Raw genomic sequence first — 17,621 nt, 5'->3', positions numbered from 1 at the left:
GGGCATCGTCGGGACCCAGGGGGCGTCCGGGGAGGGCGGGCGCCGTTAGACTCCTTCACGTGACAGACGAGAGCACCCCCAGCCCCGACCCGACCGCCACCGACGCCGCCGGCACCCAGTCGCCGAAGTCTGCAGACGATTCATCGGCCCAGCCCAAGCAGCCCAAGGCCGACCCGGGCCCGGGCGAGCAGTTCGAGGTCCGCGCCGGCAAGCGCGAGCGCCTGCGCAGTGAGGGCTGGGACCCCTACCCGGTGTCCGTGCCCGTCACCACCACCATCGCCGCCGTGCGCGAGGGCTACGCCCACCTCGAGGCCGGGGAAGAGACCGACGACGTCGTCGGCGTCGCCGGCCGCGTCGTCTTCCTACGCAACACCGGCCGCCTGTGCTTCGTCACCCTCCAGGACGGTGCCGGCACCACCCTGCAGGCCATGCTCTCGGCCAAGGCCCTGCCCGCCGAGGGCCACACCGCGCTCGCGGCCTTCAAGGCCGACGTCGACCTGGGCGACCACCTCTTCGTCCACGGCCGCGTCATCTCCTCGCGCCGCGGCGAGCTGTCCGTCATGGCCGAGCCGGTCCTGCGTGAGGGCGCCGAGGCCTCTTCCGCCGGGGACGACGACGTCGAGGTCCCCGCCTGGCGGATCGCCTCCAAGGCGCTGCGCCCCCTGCCCAAGACCTGGACCAACGAGGCCGGCGAGGCGGTGACGCTCTCGGAGGAGCAGCGCGTGCGCCGTCGTGAGCTCGACCTGCTCACCCGGCCCGCCGCCCGCGACATGGTGCGCACCCGCGCCGCCGTCGTGCGCTCCATCCGCGAGAACTTCTTCCGCCGCGACTACCTGGAGCTGGAGACCCCCATGCTGCAGGTCATTCACGGCGGGGCGGCCGCGCGCCCGTTCATCACCCACATGAACGCCTTCGACATGGATCTCTACCTGCGCATCGCCACGGAGATCTACCTCAAGCGCGCCGTGGTCGGCGGCGTCGACCGCGTCTTCGAGATCAACCGCAACTTCCGCAACGAGGGCGCCGACTCCTCCCACTCCCCGGAGTTCACGGCCCTGGAGGCCTACGAGGCCTACTCCGACTACGACGGCATGGCCGAGCTGACCCGCAACCTCGTCCAGCAGGCGGCCCGGGACGCCTTCGACCTGCCCGAGGGCCGGGAGGTCGTCACGCTGGCCGACGGCACCGAGTACGACCTGTCGGGCGAGTGGGACAAGATCGACCTCTACACCTCCGTCTCCGAGGCCCTCGGTGAGGAGATCACCGTGGAGACCCCGCGCGAGCAGCTGGTCGCCTATGCCGAGAAGATCGGCCTGGAGATCGACGACTACGCCGTGGCCGGCAAGGTCGTGGAGGACATCTTCGAGGAGCTCGTCGGCAACAAGCTGTGGGCGCCCACCTTCGTCTACGACTTCCCCGAGGACACCTCGCCGCTGACCCGCTACCACCGCAGCAAGCCGGGCCTGACCGAGAAGTGGGACCTCTACGTGCGCGGCTTCGAGACCGCCACCGCCTACTCCGAGCTCGCCGACCCCGTGGTCCAGCGCGAGCGCTTCGAGGACCAGGCACTGGCGGCCGCCAAGGGCGACCCCGAGGCCATGATCCTGGACGAGGACTTCCTGGTGGCCATGGAACAGGGCTTCCCGCCCAGCGGCGGCATGGGCATGGGCATCGACCGACTCCTCATGGTGCTCACCGGCCAGGGCATCCGCGAAACCATCACCTTCCCGCTGGTCAAGCGGGGCTGAGCCCTACTCCGCCTCCGCGGCCTTAGCGCTGGCCGGTCACTGCCGCCTCCGGGCAGGCAATGACCGGCCAGCGCCTTGCCGTGGCAGGCCTGTGGGGCTCGATCTCGGCGCTCGAATGGTGAGGTCAGGGCTATGAACTTTGAGTTTTGGGAAAAAACTTCCCAAAACGAGTTGTTCGCACTACGGTGGCGGTATGTTGCTGGACTTCACCGTGGCGAACTACTGCTGCTACGCAGAGGAGGTGACCCTCGATTTCACTCGGGGGTCGCTTAAGACTCTGACGCCGCGCGGCGGCTCCTCCTGGCAGGAGCAGACGTGGCGTGTGGCGGCGATCTTCGGCGCTAACGCTTCAGGTAAGTCGACCCTCCTGGATGCGCTTGACTGCCTCCACCACGCCATCGGGGGTCAGCGGGACATCCTGTATCAGCCCTTCAATCTCGATCGCGATCACGCGGCACAGCCGTCCCGCTTTACCGTCGGTTTCACTCACGACAACGAGCGCTACAGCTACAGTGTCGAGGCGCATCGCTGGGGAATCTCGCGTGAGGAGCTCTGGGCTGCGGGACAGCGCTGGCGCAAGGTCTTCGTGCGCACCCAGGGGCCCGAGGATGACAAGCCCGCGATCGAGGCTGGTGCCACCCTCAAGGGCGCCACGATCGAGGTCGGTCGGATTACGACGCCCAAGGACCTCTTTCTCGCCGTGGCTCTGAGGTACGAGCACACCACGCTCGCCCCGATCGCGCGCAGCCTGCGATCCATGCGCTTCATCCACCACAGTGATGAGGAGCGCAGTTCGCGTCTGCGGTGGGTGATGAGTCGTCTCGCAGAGGACCCCGAGCAGTGGACTGCTATTGCGAACTCCTTTGCTCAGGCTGCCGACCTAGGTGTCGTCGGACTCGAACTCGAGGAGCAAGAGGTTCCTCAGAAGGTGCTTGATCTCCTGCGTCTTCTTCCCTGGAGTGAGGACGAGGAGCCTGAGGTTCCCCCTGAGGTGCTCAAGGAGCTCCAGCGGCACCTCGTCTTCCGGCACCGTGGGGCCAATGGGGAGGAGTATCGATTGAATATTGATCAGCAGAGTCAAGGAACTCTCACCTGGTTGGCAACCGTCGGTCCCGCCATCGACGCCTTGCGACTAGGACAGGTGCTGTGCATTGACGAGCTCGATGCGAGTCTCCATCCGACGCTGACCGCCACGCTGGTGGACATGTTCAAGGATCCGGACCTCAATACCCTGGGCGCTCAGATCCTCTTCACGACCCATGACACGGCGCTCCTGGACAATTCCCCCGTCCAGCTCCTGGAGGCAGGCGAGGTGTGGCTGACGGAGAAGTCCCCCTTCGGCGCCAGTGAGCTCTTCTCGCTCGCGGACTTCCCTTCCAACCGCAAGGGTACGAACAAGCAGCGCCGCTACCTCGCCGGTGCCTTCGGCGCTATCCCTCGAGTGGACACCTCCAACCTCCGCCGGTACCTCTCAACATCGGCGGAGGCGAAGTGAGATGACGCCACCGAGAAGGAAACGGCGCAGCCAACGGGTCGAACGGCGCACTGTTCTCCTCGTGACCAACGGGCGGGTCACAGAGGACGCGTATCTACGTCAACTCTGCCGACGTGTGAACCATGACGGGATCTCAGCCAAGGTGAAGGTCATCAAGGGTGATCCGCTCACTGTCGTCAAGCAGCTTGGCGGCCCTCGGTCAGACCTCAGCGAATACGAGGAGGTGTGGATCGTCGTCGACCACGATGGCCGGGACCGTCATGACTTTCTGGCCAAATGCCGAAGGCTGAGCAGCAAGCGGACCGTTGTGCACGGTGTTGTTTCCGTGCCCTGCTTCGAGGTCTGGCTCAACGCCCACTACGCTCCCGTAAAGAACTACCAGAATCAGGCAGACGCTCAGGCGCACTACCGGGAGCTGACGGGGCTGAGCAGTAAGGACGCCAAGATGCTTCCGGACGACTTCCCCTGGGACAGGGGTTCGCAGGCCGCGGCCAGGTGCCATCTGCCGATGGACGGCCTCCCCGAGCCCGATACTCAGGGGCCTTGTCCATCGACAACGATGCCCCACCTGCTCCGCAGCCTCGGTCTCCTCTAGTACCCGGTCGTCCCGAGGCGGCGCTGGGCGGACTCGAGCTCGGCGCGAAGGTAGGCGTTCTCCTGCTGGAGCTGGGCGATGTACTGGTCACGCTGGGCGATCACCTCGGCGTACTGCGGGTCGCCCGTCGCCCCGGCGGTTCCCGGAACGGTTCCCGCCCCGGTGGCGTAGCCGGCATCCCCATACGCTCCGGGCGCTGATCCGTACGCGCTCGCACCCGTTCCATAGGCGCCACCGTTCAGTCGTGCCTCCATGGCTTCCATGGTGGCCACGACCGTGTTCAGGAAGGCATCGACATCCGGCTGTTCGTACCCCTCTCGGAACTTGGATGTCTTGAACCGAATGCTCCTGACGTCCTGGGAGGTTAGAAGTATCTCCGACTCCTGGTGAGAGCCGGAAGTCGCTCCCGGTCCCGCACCAAGGCGCTCCTCAAGTCCCCGCAGCGTAGTGGTCACCTCATCGAGGAACTCGTCGACCTCGTCCTGAACGTATCCCTCACGGAGCCTCGTGCTATCGAACTTCACGTTGAGGACATCATCGGATGTCAGTAGCGTCATACTTGCCTGCTCCTTGTCATCGAGGTTATCGATTTCTTCCGTGATTCTGGTCCTGGACCCGTAGCCCCAGGTGCTGCGCCAGGAGCGGCGCGAGCTCGCTGAGCTGCCCGCTGCTGACGGTCGCCCCGGCCAGGGAACCGACACCGCTGACTGTTCTCATCTCCAGTCCGCGCAGGTCAACGTCGCTCAGGCTCCCGCCGTGCAGGCGCAGCGTGCCCACCCGGCAGTCCTCGAAGCGGACCCGCTGGGCGTCGATGCCGCTCAGGTCCAGCTCGTCGATCCGGGTGGCCCGGATGAAAAGATCGCGCACAGTGGTTCCGGCGAGGTTCGTGAAGCCCAGGCGGCAGTCCTCAATGAGGAGCGACTCGACATCGGCGTCGTAGAGCTCCCAGGCCCCGATACGGGAGTCGACCAGCTCCACCGTGCGCCAGGTGGAGCGCGGGCTATGAAGATAGGTGGCGCTCAGACGCTCCAGGCGGCAGTCGACCAGCCGCGCCGCGGCCAGGTCGGTGTCATTGGCGAAGACCTCCGAGAACCGGCAGCTGAGCAGCGTGAGTGCCGACAGGTCGCCGCCGCTCAGGTCCGCCTCGACCAGCTCCAGGTCCTCGACCATCTCGCCGGCGGTGAGCTCATCGGCCTCGCCGTCGCGCAGGCGACTGAGGTCCGGTGCCGTGAGGGCCGGCGGCCTCGGGCAGGCCGCGGCGGAGGAGCCTGCGGCCGTGTCGATCCGTCCTGCGGTCATGGTCCTGTTCTATCGCAGATCGGCTCCGGGCACCGGGGGTTGTTCTCCCCGGTGCCCGGGTGCGCAGGAGGGGTAGGTGTCCATATCGGACACAAAGGAGCTCACAGGCCGTCACTCTGTCGAGAAGAACCGCGGAATCATGCGGTTTCTTTGTCTGCGACTGAGGCTGATCGCGGCCTTTGTCACCGATTTGGACACGTCGGTGCGTTCCTACTCGAATCGGACGGTGGTGCCGGCCAGCATGCGCCGGCCGTAGCGGGCGCTGGCCAGGGTCGCCACCACCACCAGCGCCAGGCACGCCCCCAACGCTAGCCAGTAGCCGCTGCCCGGCCAGCTGATGTGGCGCCCCGACACCCCGCCGACCAGTGCCCATGCGGTCAGCCATCCCAGACCGATGCTCATGGCCAGGGCGGTGACCGCCGGCAGCATCGTCTCGTAGGACACCATGGAGCGCAGCGTCGCCGCCGGCATGCCGACCAGCCGTAGCAGACCCAGGACCCGCCGGCGCCCCAGCAGCGCCGCCACCGTTGAGACCCCCAGCGAGACCGCGGAGATGCCCGCGGCGATGAGGATGCCGATGTAGCCCAGCTGGGCGAACTGGTTCTCCATGGCGGTGTCCTGGAGGGCCTGGATCGAGCTGGGTGAGGTTGGGGCGGTCCCCAGGGCCAGGCCGGAGGTGGCCAGGGCGGTGCGGGCTCGCTCGACGGCCCCGGGGCTGGCCGGGTCGGTGCCCACCAGGACGATGGGCGCGCCGTGCTCACGGGCACTCGCCAGCTCCTCGGCGCTGACCGGAGACGGCGAGGCCGCCGCGTTCTCGTACAGCCAGCGGGTGCTGATGCTCACCGCGCCATCCGGGGACGCCACGTGCGGCGCCCCGAGGGCCTCGGCCTTGTCGGCCTCGAGGATGACCCGGCTGTCCTGCTTGCTGCCCCCGCTGATCCTCCCCACGGCGACCGTCGTCACCCCGGGCACGGCGGCGAGCTGGTCGACGGCGCTGTTCAGGGCGCCCTCGTCGCTGACCGCCGGTGTCGCCTCGAGCGACGTGGGGCTCAGGTGCCCGCCACCCTGGGTGACGTCACGGGTCCCGGCAGCAACGGTGATGGCGACGGCGAACACCGTCATGGCGTAGACGGCGACGACCACGCCCGCCACCGCCCGGAAGACCGCCCGGGGGTGCTGAGTGATCCGGTTGAAGCCGATGACCTGCGCCGCGGAATGGGCCAGGGCCCTGCCGCCTCGGGCCACCCACCAGGTCAGGACCGGCCCGGCCCACAGCAGCCCCAGCATCGTGCACAGGAAGGAGACCGGCAGCAGGTAGATGGTCAGATCGGAGTTCTGGTGGGCCACCGTCGGGGTGCTGACCAGCCCCGCGGTCCCCAGGATCATGGGCGCCAGCGAGATGAGGCGGGGGCGGCGCTCAGCGCGCTCGCGGGAGCCGCCCAGCGGCCCGAGGTCGGCCCGTCGCGTGCGCCACCAGGCCACGGCCGCCGCCCCCGCCGTGGTCACGACGACGGCGATGACCGCGTTGACCGGTGAGCGCAGCAGGTCGGAGTAGTAGAAACGACTCGACTTCAGCGTGATCTGCGCGGCCAGCGGGATCAGGGCCAGGTAGAGGGCCACGCCCGCCAGGGCGCCGACGAAGGTGGTCGCACCGATCTCCAGGGCCGCGGTGCGGGCGACCTGCTGGGGCGTGGCCCCGATGAGGCGCAGCGTGGCGAAGCGCTCGGCCCGCTGTGCCGCCCCCAGATCCGTGACGATCCCGACGAGCAGCAATGCGGGCACGAGCACCGCGATGGCGCCGACGATCGTGGCGATCCGGTACGCCTCGTTCTCGTAGGGGATGCCCTGGAAGGAGGTGACCACCTGGGGCGGGATGTAGAAGTCGGAGGCGGACACGGTCCCCAGGTCCGTCCCGACGACGGCCACCAGCGAGTCCGGTCCCTCGACGGCCTCGGGGGACAGGACCCCTACCTGCTTGCCGTAGCGGTCGCCGAGCTGGTCGGCGGGTAGGGATGCGATGCGCTTGGCCAGGGCGGGGGAGGCCAGGTACTCGCCCCGCTTGGGGACGATGTCGGAGCCCGGGATCTTCACCGAGGTGGTGCCCGACTCCGGCAAGGCCACCCTCAGGACGGTGATCGGCTGGTTGCCGACGACGTCGAAGTTGGTGGCGACAGCCAGCTCGCCGGCGGTGAGGGTGTGGTCGGGCCGGAGGTCGGTGTGGTTCGACTGCCCTGGGATGCCGGGTATGAGGGCGGTGGACGCCCAGCTCGAGCGCATGCTGCGCTCGGGGAAGGCCTGGGCGGCGGCCAGAAGCATGAGGAACAGGGTCACCCCCACCATGACGCCGGCGACGATCCCGGCCAGGCGGCGCCGGGCGGAGCGGTCGTTGGCGACGAGCAGCCGGGTCAGGGCGATGCGGCTCATGACCGGCTCCTCTCACTGCCCGGGCTTCCCGGCTCGGCGTGCCCCGGCCGGCTCGGGCCGGCTGCGGTGTGCGTGGCCCCGGGACTGATGCGACCGTCGCGCACGGTGACCTCCCGGTCGGCGTAGGCGGCGACGCGCGCGTCATGGGTGATGATGACCAGGGCTGCGCCTCGGGAGTGCACCGAGTTCAGGAGCACCTCCATGGTCCGCTCGGCGGCCAGGGAGTCCAGGGAGCCGGTGGGCTCGTCGGCGAAGAGCAGACGCGGGTTGGTCACCAGTGCTCGCGCGACGGCGGCTCGCTGCGCCTGCCCGCCCGAGAGCTGGGTGGGGCGCTTGTCCAGGTGCTCGCTGAGCCCCAGCTCGCCCAGGGTCTCGCGGGCCTGGGCCAGCGCCCGCCGACGCGGGGTGCCCGCCAGGAGCAGGGGGATGGTGACGTTGTCCAGGGCGGAGAGGTCCGGCAGGAGCTGGCCGAACTGGAAGATGAAGCCGAACTCTTTCAGGCGCAGGCGGCTGCGGGCCGCCTCGTCGAGGGCCGCGATGTCCTGTGTCGTGTCGGCTCCGTGGTAGTCGACGCGCCCGGCGTCGGGCACGAGCACCCCGGCCATGACGTGCAGGAGGGTGGACTTCCCCGAGCCCGACGGGCCGGTGACGGCCAGGACCTCACCGGCCGCGACATCCAGGTCGACGCCGCGCAGCGCGTGGGTCTGCCCGAAGCTCATCTCCAGGCCGCGGGCGCGCATGATGACCTCGCCCGGCAGGCCGGCCTGGCCCTGACCGGGTGCGGTGGTGACTCCAGTGGTGACGGCGGTGGTGACAGGGGTGGCGTTCATGAGCGCACCTCCTCACGCAGCTCGCTCAGGCGGGCCGCGGTGGTCTCCATCCAGCGCAGGTCGGCCTCGATGTGGAACAGGGCGTGGTCGGCCAGCAGCACCGTGCGCAGGTCTCCGTCCTGCTTGAGGCGGGTCAGCTCGCGCATACGCGCCATGTGCTCGGCACGCTGAAGGTCGAGGAGGCGTCCGGCGTCGTCGTCGAGCATGAGGGCGATGACGGTCTTGGCGAAGATGTCGGCCTGGACGTCGCCGGCCGGGGTGACCGGGGTCAGCAGCCACTGCTCGACGCTCTGGCGCCCGGCGTCGGTGACCTCGTAGCGCTTGCGCTCCGGGCCGGCTCCGGGCTCGGTCTCGATCTGAGTGATGAGCCCGTCGCGCACCAGGCGGGCGAGCGTGGCGTAGACCTGGCCATAGGCCAGCGGCTTGGAGGCGGCGAACCAGTGGTCCCAGGAGCGTTTGAGGTCGTATCCGTGCCCAGGCCCGGCGCTGAGCAGCCCAAGAAGAGTGAGTTTCGATTCCATGGCCGCGACTATACGCTGAGTGTATACGCGCACGACATACTCCGTGAGGAGGATATGCACGAGCATGTCCTTGCTGTTGGGTGGGGGTGTCGCGGCGAATAAACCAACAGGCCAGCCTGTGTTTGACAGGCCCTGGCCGGCATCTTAGGTTAGGTTAGGTTGACCTTTGTACTTCAGGTGTGGGGAGAGTAGATGCCGATCGGGGTCCTCAGGGCCGTTGTCGCCCCCGTTCTCAGACAGTGGCGGAGGTGAGTGCCCGCGTGATCGCACGCCGCCCGGCCATCCTCCTAACCGCGGCCATCCTGCTGGCCCTGTGCGTCCTGGCCTCTCTGTTCGTCGGCTCCTCCCGGATCCCCGCCGGCCAGGTCGCCCACTACCTGCTCCACCCTGACGCCTCCAACGTCAGCTACAACATCAACGTCCTGCGCGTGCAGCGCACCATCTTGGGCGTGCTCGTGGGCGCCGCTCTGGCGGTGGCCGGCGCGGTGATGCAGGCCGTCACCCGCAACCCGCTGGCCGAGCCCGGGCTGCTCGGTGTCAACGCCGGCGCCTCGCTGGGCATTGTCCTGGGAACCGCTGTGCTCGGCGTGCTCCCGATCTCCGACCAGCTGGCCCTGGCCGCTGGAGGAGCCCTGGTGGCGACCGCACTGGTTCAGGTCATCGGCATGATTGGCGCCTCGAGCTCCTCGCCGGTGCGCCTGGTGCTCATCGGTGTCGCCTTCTCGGCCTTCGCCGGGGCGGTCATCCGGGGTGTCGTGCTGACGATGCCGAACCTGTTCCGCACCTTCATCAACTGGGAGGTCGGCTCCCTGACCCGCATCGACATCCCCCTGCTGCCCGTGGCGGCCCTCGTGGTGGCGGGGACCGGGGCGGCCATCCTGCTGGCCGGCGCCCTGGACAACATCACCCTGGGCGACGACGTCGCAGCCGCGCTGGGCACCCGGGTCGCCCTCGTGCGGAGCCTGAGCCTGGTGGTCGTCACGCTCCTGTGCGCCACCGCCACGACGGTGGCCGGCCCCATCGGCTTCGTTGGGCTCATGGCGCCGCTGACGGCCTCCTGGCTTATGGGACCCCACCGGGGCTGGATCGTGGCCCTGTGTGCGCTGGGCGGTCCCGTCGTCGTCCTGGCCGCCGACGTCCTGGGGCGCGTCCTGGCCCGTCCCGGTGAGATGCAGGTTGGTCTGCTGACGGCCTTCGTCGGCTCACCCGTCCTGCTGCTCATGGTCCTGCGGATGAAGGACCGGGCCTCATGAGGGGAATCAGGCTGAACCGGGCCGCTGCTCCGGTGCGTCCTCCCGCCGGCACCGACCCGCGACGCAGCCTCCACGTGGGGGCCGACGCCGGACGCCTGTGGATCGTCGTCGGCCGCCGGTCGGTGCTCATCACCCCGCGCCACGTCATCGTCGGCCTCATGCTGCTGGTGCTCAGCCTCGCCGTGGCCGTGGTCTCCCTGCGGTTAGGGAAGTTCCCCGTCACCACCCAGGAGGTCATCGACGCGCTCCAGGGGCAGGGGCGCAAGATCGTCCAGGTCGTCGTCGTGAAGTGGAAGCTGCCCCGGATCGTGCTGGGGCTCGTGGCGGGCCTGGCCCTGGGCGTGGCCGGCGCCCTCTTCCAGACCATCACCCGCAACCCCCTGGGCTCGCCCGACCTCATCGGCTTCAGCACGGGCGCGCAGACCGGGATCCTCGTCAGCATCCTCCTCCTGCCCGGCTCCATGCTCTCGGCCTCCCTGGCCTCCTTCATCGGCGGGGCCGCCGTCGGCACGGTGACCTACCTCGTCTCCCTGCGCGGCGGGTTCACCGGCCTGCGCTTCATCCTCGTGGGGATCGCCATCAGCTCCATGCTCGTCTCCGTCAACCGCTGGCTGCTGGTGCGGGTCGACGACGACGAGGGCCTGGGTGCCCTCAAGGCCATCACCGGCACCCTCGGGGCCGCCCGGTGGCCGGTGGTGGCCCCGACCTGCCTGGCCATCGGGGTCACCGTCGCCCTCATCCTGCTGGCCTCCCGCCACCTGCAGGTCCTGTCCCTGGGGGAGCAGGTGGCCACCATCCTGGGCAGCCCCACCCGCCGCGTCAGCGCCGTCCTCATCCTGCTGGGCACCGTGCTGGTGGCGGTGGTGACGATGGCGGCCGGCCCCATCGGCTTCGTGGCCCTCGTGGCGCCCCACCTGGCCCGTCTCCTCACCGGATCCCCGCAGTCCCCACTGCTCGTGAGCGGCCTGACCGGGAGCCTTCTGATGGTGGGCGCCGACCTGCTCAGCCAGCTCGTGCTCGAGTCGATGCCCGTGAGCGTGGTGACCAACGCCGTCGGCGGCCTCTACCTCATGGTGGCGCTGACCGTGGCAGCGCGCGGAAGGAGATCCCTGTGACCGACCTGCCCTCCACCGAGCCGAACACCGTCGCCGGACCGGCCGCCCCCGGGGCTCGCCTGGCCGCCCGGGGTGCGACCATCGCCTACGAGCGCCACGTGGTCTCCCGCAACCTCGACGTCGACATCCCCGCCGGTGTCTTCACCGCCATCGTGGGGCCCAACGCCTGCGGGAAGTCCACGCTGCTGCGCGCCCTGGCTCGGTTGCACCGGCCCGCCCGAGGAGCGGTTCTCCTCGACGGCGCCGACATCGTTCGCCTGGGCACCAAGGAGGTTGCCCGCCGGGTCGGCCTGCTGCCTCAGAGCGCCACCGTGCCCGGTGGCATGCTGGTGCGCGACCTCGTGGCCCGCGGCCGCTTCCCCCACCAGGGCCTGTTCCGCCAGTGGTCGCAGCAGGACAGGCAGGCCGTCGAGGAGGCCATGGAGATGGTGGGGGTCACCGAGCTGGCCGCCCGCCCCGTCGACGAGCTCAGCGGTGGCCAGCGCCAGCGCGTGTGGATCGCCCTGGCCCTGGCCCAGGGCACCGAGACGATCCTGCTCGATGAGCCCACCACCTTCCTCGACCTGGCCCACCAGGTCGACATCCTCCAGCTGTGCCGCCGTCTCAATGCCGACGGCCGCACGGTGGTGGCCGTCCTGCACGACCTCAACCAGGCGGCGCGCTGCGCCGAGCACATGATCGTCATGCACGAGGGCCGCATCCGCACCACCGGCTCCCCGCGCGAGATCCTCACTGAGGACCTCATCGAGGAGGTCTTCGGCCTGGCGGCCGTCATCGCCGCCGACCCGGTGGCCGGCACCCCCATGGTGGTGCCCCGTCACCTGGGCGCGGTCGTGCCGGCCGGGACCCGCTCCGCTCCCACCGACTCCACCGGAGGTCCGGCCCCACAGTCTTCTGCCGATCCCGCCTCGGCAGGAACCAGCCCGACTGCTCGTTCCCAGCAGGACGGACAAGAAAGGAACACAGATAGATGAACGCATCCTCGCGGCGCTCCAGCCGCCTGAGGCAGGGCCTCCTCGCCGTGGCGGCCATGGTGCTGAGCACCGGCCTGGTGGCCTGCGGCTCCTCCAACAGCTCGACCTCCGCCTCCTCCGCCGGCTCCGCAGGGGCCTCCGGGGCGGCCTCAGCCGGGGCTTCCGGTGCCGCCTCGGCCGCGGTCTCCCCCACGGCCACTTGGCCGGTCACTATCAAGGGGGACGACGGCGTCGACGTCGAGATCAAGGTCGAGCCCAAGAGCATCGTGTCCACCTCCGTGACCCTGACCGGATCGCTGCTGGCCCTCGACGCCCCGGTGGTCGCCTCGACGCCGGCCAAGAAGAAGGATGAGAAGACCGACGACAACGGCTTCTTCACCCAGTGGTCCAAGCAGGCCACCGACAAGGGCGTCAAGGCCATCGACGGCACCGAGGACAACCTCGCCCAGACGGTCGCGGGCAGCAACCCCGACCTCATCATCGTGGCCAAGACGGGACAGGACTCGGCCGCCAAGGTCGTCGAGAGCCTGCGCCAGCTCGAGGTGCCCGTCCTCGTCATCGACTACGGCTCGCACTCCTGGCAGGACGTCACCAAGACCCTGGGGCAGGCCACCGGCCGCCAGGCCAAGGCCGACGCCGTCGTCAAGGACTACACCACCAAGGCCGAGAAGGCCAAGAGCGCCATCTCCGTCCCGAAGGGGGCGACCTCCGTCTTCACCGTCCCCGGGGACGGCACCAAGGGCGCCAACGCCTTCACCGAGGAGGCCCCGCAGGCCCAGCTCCTCAAGGACCTGGGCTTCACCATTGCCGCCGTCCCCGACAGCGTCAAGGGCGACCAGTCCATGGGTGAGCGCAAGGACATCGTCCAGCTCTCGCCCGAGAATGTCCAGGCGGGACTGACCGGTGAGAACTGGGTGGTCATTGCCGCCGACGAGACCGCGAAGAACGCCGTCACCAGCAACGAGACCTTCAGCTCGGCGGCCCCGGTGACCGGCGGCAAGGTGCAGTACATGCCGCCCTCGTCCTTCCGGCTGGACTACTACTCGGCCCTCGAGATGCTCGAGGCCGTCCAGAAGGCCTACCCCAAGGCCTCCTGAGTCGACCTGATCCGATCAGAGACAAGGGTGCCCCGGGCCGTACGCTCGGGGCACCCCCGTCTCTGAGGCCTGTCCGGATGAGTGGCGGAAGTGCTCAACCGCGCTTCCAGGCGCGGATCTTCGTGCGGAAGGAGGTGAAGGGTGCCACGGTGTTGATATGCACCCACTTGGCCACCGGCCAGGCCGACGGTGTCGAGGAGGCCCACGCCCGCTGCCCGGAGGTGAAGAGCTCCTCCCGGCTCAGCGATGCCACAAGGGCGACGACGTCGTTGACCCTGTCCCGAAAGGTCTCCTGGAGCTGGGGCAGTGAGGCGTCACGCCACTGCTCGTAGAAGGCGCTGTAGAGATCGCCGAGCCGGTTCCACCGGTAGCCGGGCGCGGGCGTGACCACCTCGCACCCCGCCCGCTCATCACGCTCCCAGCCCAGCAGCAGGTCCATCCACCCCAGCTGGTAGGCGAGCATCTGCGCCGGCGTGCGGTCCACCCCGTCCTTGAGCGTGTGGAGCCCGGAGGCGGGGACGTCGTCGAACTCGGCGATGAACAGCTCAGCGCGCTTGCGGATCTCCGCGATGAGCTCCTCGCCGGAGGAGTAGTCCTTCACGGCGGTCTCCTTCTTCGTCCTCGCTGGCCCGCCGGCGGCAGTCGGAGGTGTGCGGTCGTAGGTTAACCCTCGCGGTCGTGCCCTGAACCTACGAACCCGAGACGTAACCTACGACCGCACGGCGGCCTAGCCGTGTCTAGTCCTGCGAACTAGTCCTGGGAGGTGACCCCGACGTCGGCCATCTTCCGCTCCGTCCACGGGGCGACGACGAACAGGATGATGGCCACGGCGACCGTGACGACGCCCAGGCCGTAGTAGTAGGTGGAGTTCGCGACGTGCTCCGTCCTGGAGATGATGAAGCCGGCCAGGCCCTGGCCGGTGGCCGTCGTCAGCAGCCATAGGCTCATTGTCTGGGAGGCGAAGCTCTTGGGTGCCAGCGCCGACGTCGTGGACAGCCCCACCGGGGACAGGAAGAGCTCGGCGACGGTCTGGATGATGAAGACCACGGCCAGGAACCACCAGGGGGACAGCTTCGCACCGCCGGTCCAGGTCTGGAAGCCGTAGCCCAGGATGAAGGCCGATCCCCCGATGATGAGCACCGAGATCGCGAACTTCATGATGGTGGAGGGGAACCGGCCCGCCCGCCGGGTGAAGAGCCATCCGATGAATGGTGCCAGGATCACGATCGTGGCCGGGTTGATGGACTGGTAGGTCTCGGGGGTGATGGCCCAGCCGAGCCACGGGATACGGCCGTCGGTGTTGTCCTTGGCGAAGGTGGCCATCTTGCCGGCCGCCTGCTCGGAGATCATGAAGAACAGGACCGCGCCGATCCACAGGGGGATGTAGGCGCGCAGGTGCGTGCGCTCGCGGGCCGTGACCTTGGGGGAGCGGAACATGAGGACGAAGTAGCCCAGGGCGGCACCGGCCGGGATGATGAGCATGGTCGCGGAGATGGCGTCGAGCAGGCTCCCGGTCAGGGCGCTGAGGGCCGCGACGAGTGCGGCCGCGGCCACCACGGTCAGGAACGAGGCGAGTACGAATCTCCGGCGCTCCTGGGGACGGATGGGGCTCGGGACGGTGAAGGCGAAGGCGGAGAGCTTGTGGCGGCCGTAGATGAAGGCGATCAGGGCCACCCCCATGCCGACGGCGGCCGAGAAGAAGCCGGCGTGGTAGCCGTAGTGCTCGCGCAGCCAGCCGGTCACCAGCGGAGACGCCAGTGATCCGAGGTTGACCGACATGTAGAACAGCTGGAATCCGGCGTCGCGTCGCGGGTCGTCGTCATCGTAGAGACCCCCGACGATTGTGGACAGGTTCGGCTTGATGAAACCGGTGCCCACGGCCACCAGCACGATCCCCGTCCACGAGAGCGCGGGCGTGGGGATGGACAGACAGATGTGGCCCGCCATGATGACCAGGCCGCCGTAGAGGGTGGACAGCCACGGTCCGATGATGCGGTCGGCGAAGATGCCTCCGGGGATGGCCAGAAGGTAGACGGCCGCACTGTAGGAGGCCAGGATGACCTGCCCGGAGTTGGCGCTCAGTCCCAGGCCGCCGCGGGCCACGGTGTCGGTGATGAAGTACAGCAGGATGGCACGCATGCCGTAGTAGGAGAAGCGTTCCCACATCTCCACGTTGAGCATCCAGGGCAGGCCCCGGGGGTGGCCGAACAGCCCCCGGTCCTCCTTCGACGGCGTCGTGCGGAGGGTGGCGGGTCGCCACCGACTGGCGATCATCCGACCAGTATCGAGATCGTCCTCGACGGGAGTCGGGGTCGTTGACATGAGACTCTCCCTTCCTGTGGTCAGGTGAGGCGTGCCGCCGGACCGTCAGTGTCCGGCACGAACCACAGGTACCCATGCACCCTACCCCGACCGTGAGGTGATTTTGGGAGAACGTGAAGGCGGCTGAGCGAAGCGGCCCATGAGGTCGGCGAGTCGGGGACGCTCATTGCCCCCTCTGGGACCCATCGGCGGCAGCCGCGCCTCGCGGTCGTAGGTTAGTCCGCGGCATCGTGCGTTGAACCTACGACTCCGAGGGCTAACCTACGAACTCGTGGCGCTCCAGGTGCGGCTCGTCCAGGCGCTCCTAGTCCTGCACGGCGACCTCGACGTCGGCCATCTGCCGCTGCGTCCACGGGGCGACGGCGAACAGCACCAGGGCCATGAGCAGCGTGGCCGCGCCCAGGCCGTAGTAGTAGGTGGCGTCGGAGGCGTTCTCGGTCTGGGCGATGACGAAGCCGGCCACGCCCTGCCCGGTGGCGACGCTGAGCCACCACAGCCCCATCGCCTGGGAGGCGAAGCTCTTGGGGGCCAGGGCGGTCGTCGTGGCCAGGCCGACCGGGGTCAGGAAGAGCTCGGCGACGGTCTGGATGACGTAGACCAGTGCCAGGAACCACCAGGGGGACAGGTCCTGCCCACCCGGCCAGATCTGGAAGCCGTAGCCCAGCATGAGCGCCGAGAGCCCCACGATGACCACCGCGATGACGAACTTCATGATGGTGGAGGGGAACCGGCCCGCCCTCCGGGTGAAGAGCATGCCGATCAGCGGGGCCAGGATCACGATCGCCGCGGGGTTGACCGACTGATAGGCCTCCGCGGTGATCGACCAGCCGAACAGGGGCAGCCGCAGATCCGTGTTGGAGTCGGCGAAGGTGGCCATCTTGCCGGCCGCCTGCTCGGTAATCATGAAGAACAGGACCGCGCCGATCCACAGGGGGATGTAGGCGCGCAGGTGCGTGCGCTCAGGGGCGGAGACCTTCGGGGAACGGAACATGACCACGAAGTAGGCCACGGCCGCACCGACCGGCACGAGCAGGCCCGCCGTGGCGACGGTGGTCACCAGGTTTCCGGTGATCGCCTTCAGAGCGGCCACGACAGCGCCGACGGCGACCAGGACGCCGAGGGTTCCCAGCAGCAGCCGCCGGCGCTCTTCCGGTCGGATGGGGTTGGGGACGGTGAAGGCGAAGGCGGAGAGTTTGTGGCGGCCGTAGATGAAGGCGCCCAGGGCGAAGGCCATCCCGACGGCGGCCGAGGAGAAGCCGGCGTGGTAGCCGTAGTGCTCGCGCAGCCAGCCGGTCAGCAGGGGAGAGGCGAAGGCGCCGACGTTGATGGACATGTAGAACAGCTGGAATCCGGCGTCGCGCCGGATGTCATCGTCGTCGTAGAGGCCGCCGACGATGGTCGTCAGGTTCGGTTTGATGAAGCCGGTTCCGACAGCGACCAGCACGATCCCCGTCCAGGAGGTTACGGTGCTGGGGATGGTCAGGCAGATGTGCCCGGCCATGATGACGACGCCGCCGTAGAGGGTGGACAGCCATGGCCCGATGATGCGGTCGGCGAAGATACCGCCGGGGATGGCCAGGAAGTAGACGGCCATGCCGTAGAGCGCGATGACGACCTGTCCGCTGGTCTCGCTCAGGCCCAGGCCGCCGCGGGCGACCGTGTCGGTGATGAAGTACAGCAGGATGGCGCGCATCCCGTAGTAGGAGAAGCGTTCCCACATCTCCACGTTGAGCATCCAGGGCAGTCCGCGGGGGTGGCCGAACAGCCCCCGGTCCTGCCTCGACGGCGTCGTGCGCAGGCTGCGGGGCCGCCACCGGCTGGAGATGAGGCGGCCGGGCCCGGCCAACCTGTCCTCGCGCTCGTTGACCGCCGTCGTGGCGGCTGACGTTGGGCCGGATGTCGAGTCTGACATCGGGCCTGACGTCGAATCGGACTCGGTCTGTGCCAT

15 protein-coding genes are annotated in these 17,621 nt (G+C 68.9%); 7 read left to right on the top strand and 8 right to left on the bottom strand.

Features of this window, described 5'->3' with window-relative positions; all coding sequences use genetic code 11:
* Positions 1-59 precede the first annotated feature (59 nt).
* From lysS to FK267_RS13185, 3 genes are all read left to right on the top strand, one after another.
* Positions 60-1,748 (top strand): lysine--tRNA ligase, encoded by a 1,689-nt coding sequence (gene lysS, locus FK267_RS13195; RefSeq protein ID WP_141407478.1) that lies wholly within the window; start codon positions 60-62, stop codon positions 1,746-1,748.
* A gap of 193 nt (positions 1,749-1,941) precedes the next feature.
* Entirely contained in the window at positions 1,942-3,243 is a 1,302-nt protein-coding gene (locus FK267_RS13190) for an AAA family ATPase (RefSeq protein WP_141407477.1), read from the top strand.
* Between the two features lie 61 nt (positions 3,244-3,304).
* Complete coding sequence (locus FK267_RS13185; RefSeq protein WP_141407476.1) at positions 3,305-3,838, top strand: RloB family protein; 534 nt, start codon at positions 3,305-3,307, stop codon at positions 3,836-3,838.
* Here the strand turns inward: FK267_RS13185 and FK267_RS13180 are convergent.
* The 5 genes from FK267_RS13180 to FK267_RS13160 all read right to left on the bottom strand — a co-directional run bounded on the left by FK267_RS13180 (position 3,835) and on the right by FK267_RS13160 (position 8,912).
* Positions 3,835-4,395 (bottom strand): DivIVA domain-containing protein, encoded by a 561-nt coding sequence (locus FK267_RS13180; protein ID WP_141407475.1) that lies wholly within the window; start codon positions 4,393-4,395, stop codon positions 3,835-3,837. The genes FK267_RS13185 and FK267_RS13180 overlap by 4 nt on opposite strands.
* 25 nt (positions 4,396-4,420) lie before the next feature.
* Positions 4,421-5,137 (bottom strand): pentapeptide repeat-containing protein, encoded by a 717-nt coding sequence (locus FK267_RS13175; protein WP_141407474.1) that lies wholly within the window; start codon positions 5,135-5,137, stop codon positions 4,421-4,423.
* Between the two features lie 210 nt (positions 5,138-5,347).
* Positions 5,348-7,561: an FtsX-like permease family protein gene (locus tag FK267_RS13170; RefSeq protein WP_141407473.1), complete on the bottom strand. Its 2,214-nt coding sequence runs from the start codon at positions 7,559-7,561 to the stop codon at positions 5,348-5,350.
* Positions 7,558-8,391, bottom strand: a complete 834-nt coding sequence (locus tag FK267_RS13165) for an ABC transporter ATP-binding protein (protein ID WP_141407472.1) — start codon at positions 8,389-8,391, stop codon at positions 7,558-7,560. Before FK267_RS13165 ends, FK267_RS13170 begins: the two co-directional genes overlap by 4 nt.
* On the bottom strand, positions 8,388-8,912 hold the full coding sequence (locus tag FK267_RS13160) for a PadR family transcriptional regulator (RefSeq protein WP_003789164.1): 525 nt from the start codon (positions 8,910-8,912) through the stop codon (positions 8,388-8,390). The genes FK267_RS13165 and FK267_RS13160 overlap by 4 nt, the downstream gene beginning before the upstream one ends.
* 248 nt (positions 8,913-9,160) lie before the next feature.
* Here FK267_RS13160 and FK267_RS13155 point away from each other — a divergent pair, with 248 nt between their 5' ends.
* Genes FK267_RS13155 through fepB form a run of 4 tightly spaced genes read left to right on the top strand, consistent with a single transcriptional unit; the run spans position 9,161 to position 13,351 of the window.
* Positions 9,161-10,165: a FecCD family ABC transporter permease gene (locus FK267_RS13155; RefSeq protein ID WP_249039350.1), complete on the top strand. Its 1,005-nt coding sequence runs from the start codon at positions 9,161-9,163 to the stop codon at positions 10,163-10,165.
* Positions 10,162-11,280, top strand: a complete 1,119-nt coding sequence (locus FK267_RS13150) for a FecCD family ABC transporter permease (protein ID WP_141407470.1) — start codon at positions 10,162-10,164, stop codon at positions 11,278-11,280. The genes FK267_RS13155 and FK267_RS13150 overlap by 4 nt, the downstream gene beginning before the upstream one ends.
* A complete protein-coding gene (locus FK267_RS13145) occupies positions 11,277-12,254 on the top strand; it encodes an ABC transporter ATP-binding protein (RefSeq protein WP_141407469.1) in 978 nt (325 codons plus the stop codon). Before FK267_RS13150 ends, FK267_RS13145 begins: the two co-directional genes overlap by 4 nt.
* Positions 12,251-13,351, top strand: coding sequence for a Fe2+-enterobactin ABC transporter substrate-binding protein (gene fepB, locus FK267_RS13140; protein ID WP_141407468.1), 1,101 nt, complete (start codon positions 12,251-12,253; stop codon positions 13,349-13,351). The genes FK267_RS13145 and fepB overlap by 4 nt, the downstream gene beginning before the upstream one ends.
* 94 nt (positions 13,352-13,445) lie before the next feature.
* On the opposite strand, the gene FK267_RS13135 is transcribed toward fepB, so the two are convergent.
* The 3 genes from FK267_RS13135 to FK267_RS13125 form a co-directional block, all read right to left on the bottom strand.
* Complete coding sequence (locus tag FK267_RS13135; RefSeq protein ID WP_141407467.1) at positions 13,446-13,952, bottom strand: ClbS/DfsB family four-helix bundle protein; 507 nt, start codon at positions 13,950-13,952, stop codon at positions 13,446-13,448.
* Positions 13,953-14,101: 149 nt separating this feature from the next.
* Entirely contained in the window at positions 14,102-15,673 is a 1,572-nt protein-coding gene (locus tag FK267_RS13130) for a peptide MFS transporter (protein WP_141407466.1), read from the bottom strand.
* A gap of 304 nt (positions 15,674-15,977) precedes the next feature.
* The gene (locus FK267_RS13125; RefSeq protein ID WP_249039349.1) at positions 15,978-17,585 is read right to left on the bottom strand and encodes a peptide MFS transporter; all 1,608 of its coding nucleotides are present in this window, start codon (positions 17,583-17,585) and stop codon (positions 15,978-15,980) included.
* Between the last annotated feature and the right edge of the window lie 36 nt (positions 17,586-17,621).

Origin of the sequence: Actinomyces oris, assembly GCF_006546825.1 — a bacterium.
GTDB classification, from domain to species: Bacteria; Actinomycetota; Actinomycetes; order Actinomycetales; family Actinomycetaceae; genus Actinomyces; species Actinomyces oris.
The sequence above is the reverse complement of the archived record's forward strand: the minus strand, read 5'-3'. Positions and strand labels throughout refer to the sequence as shown.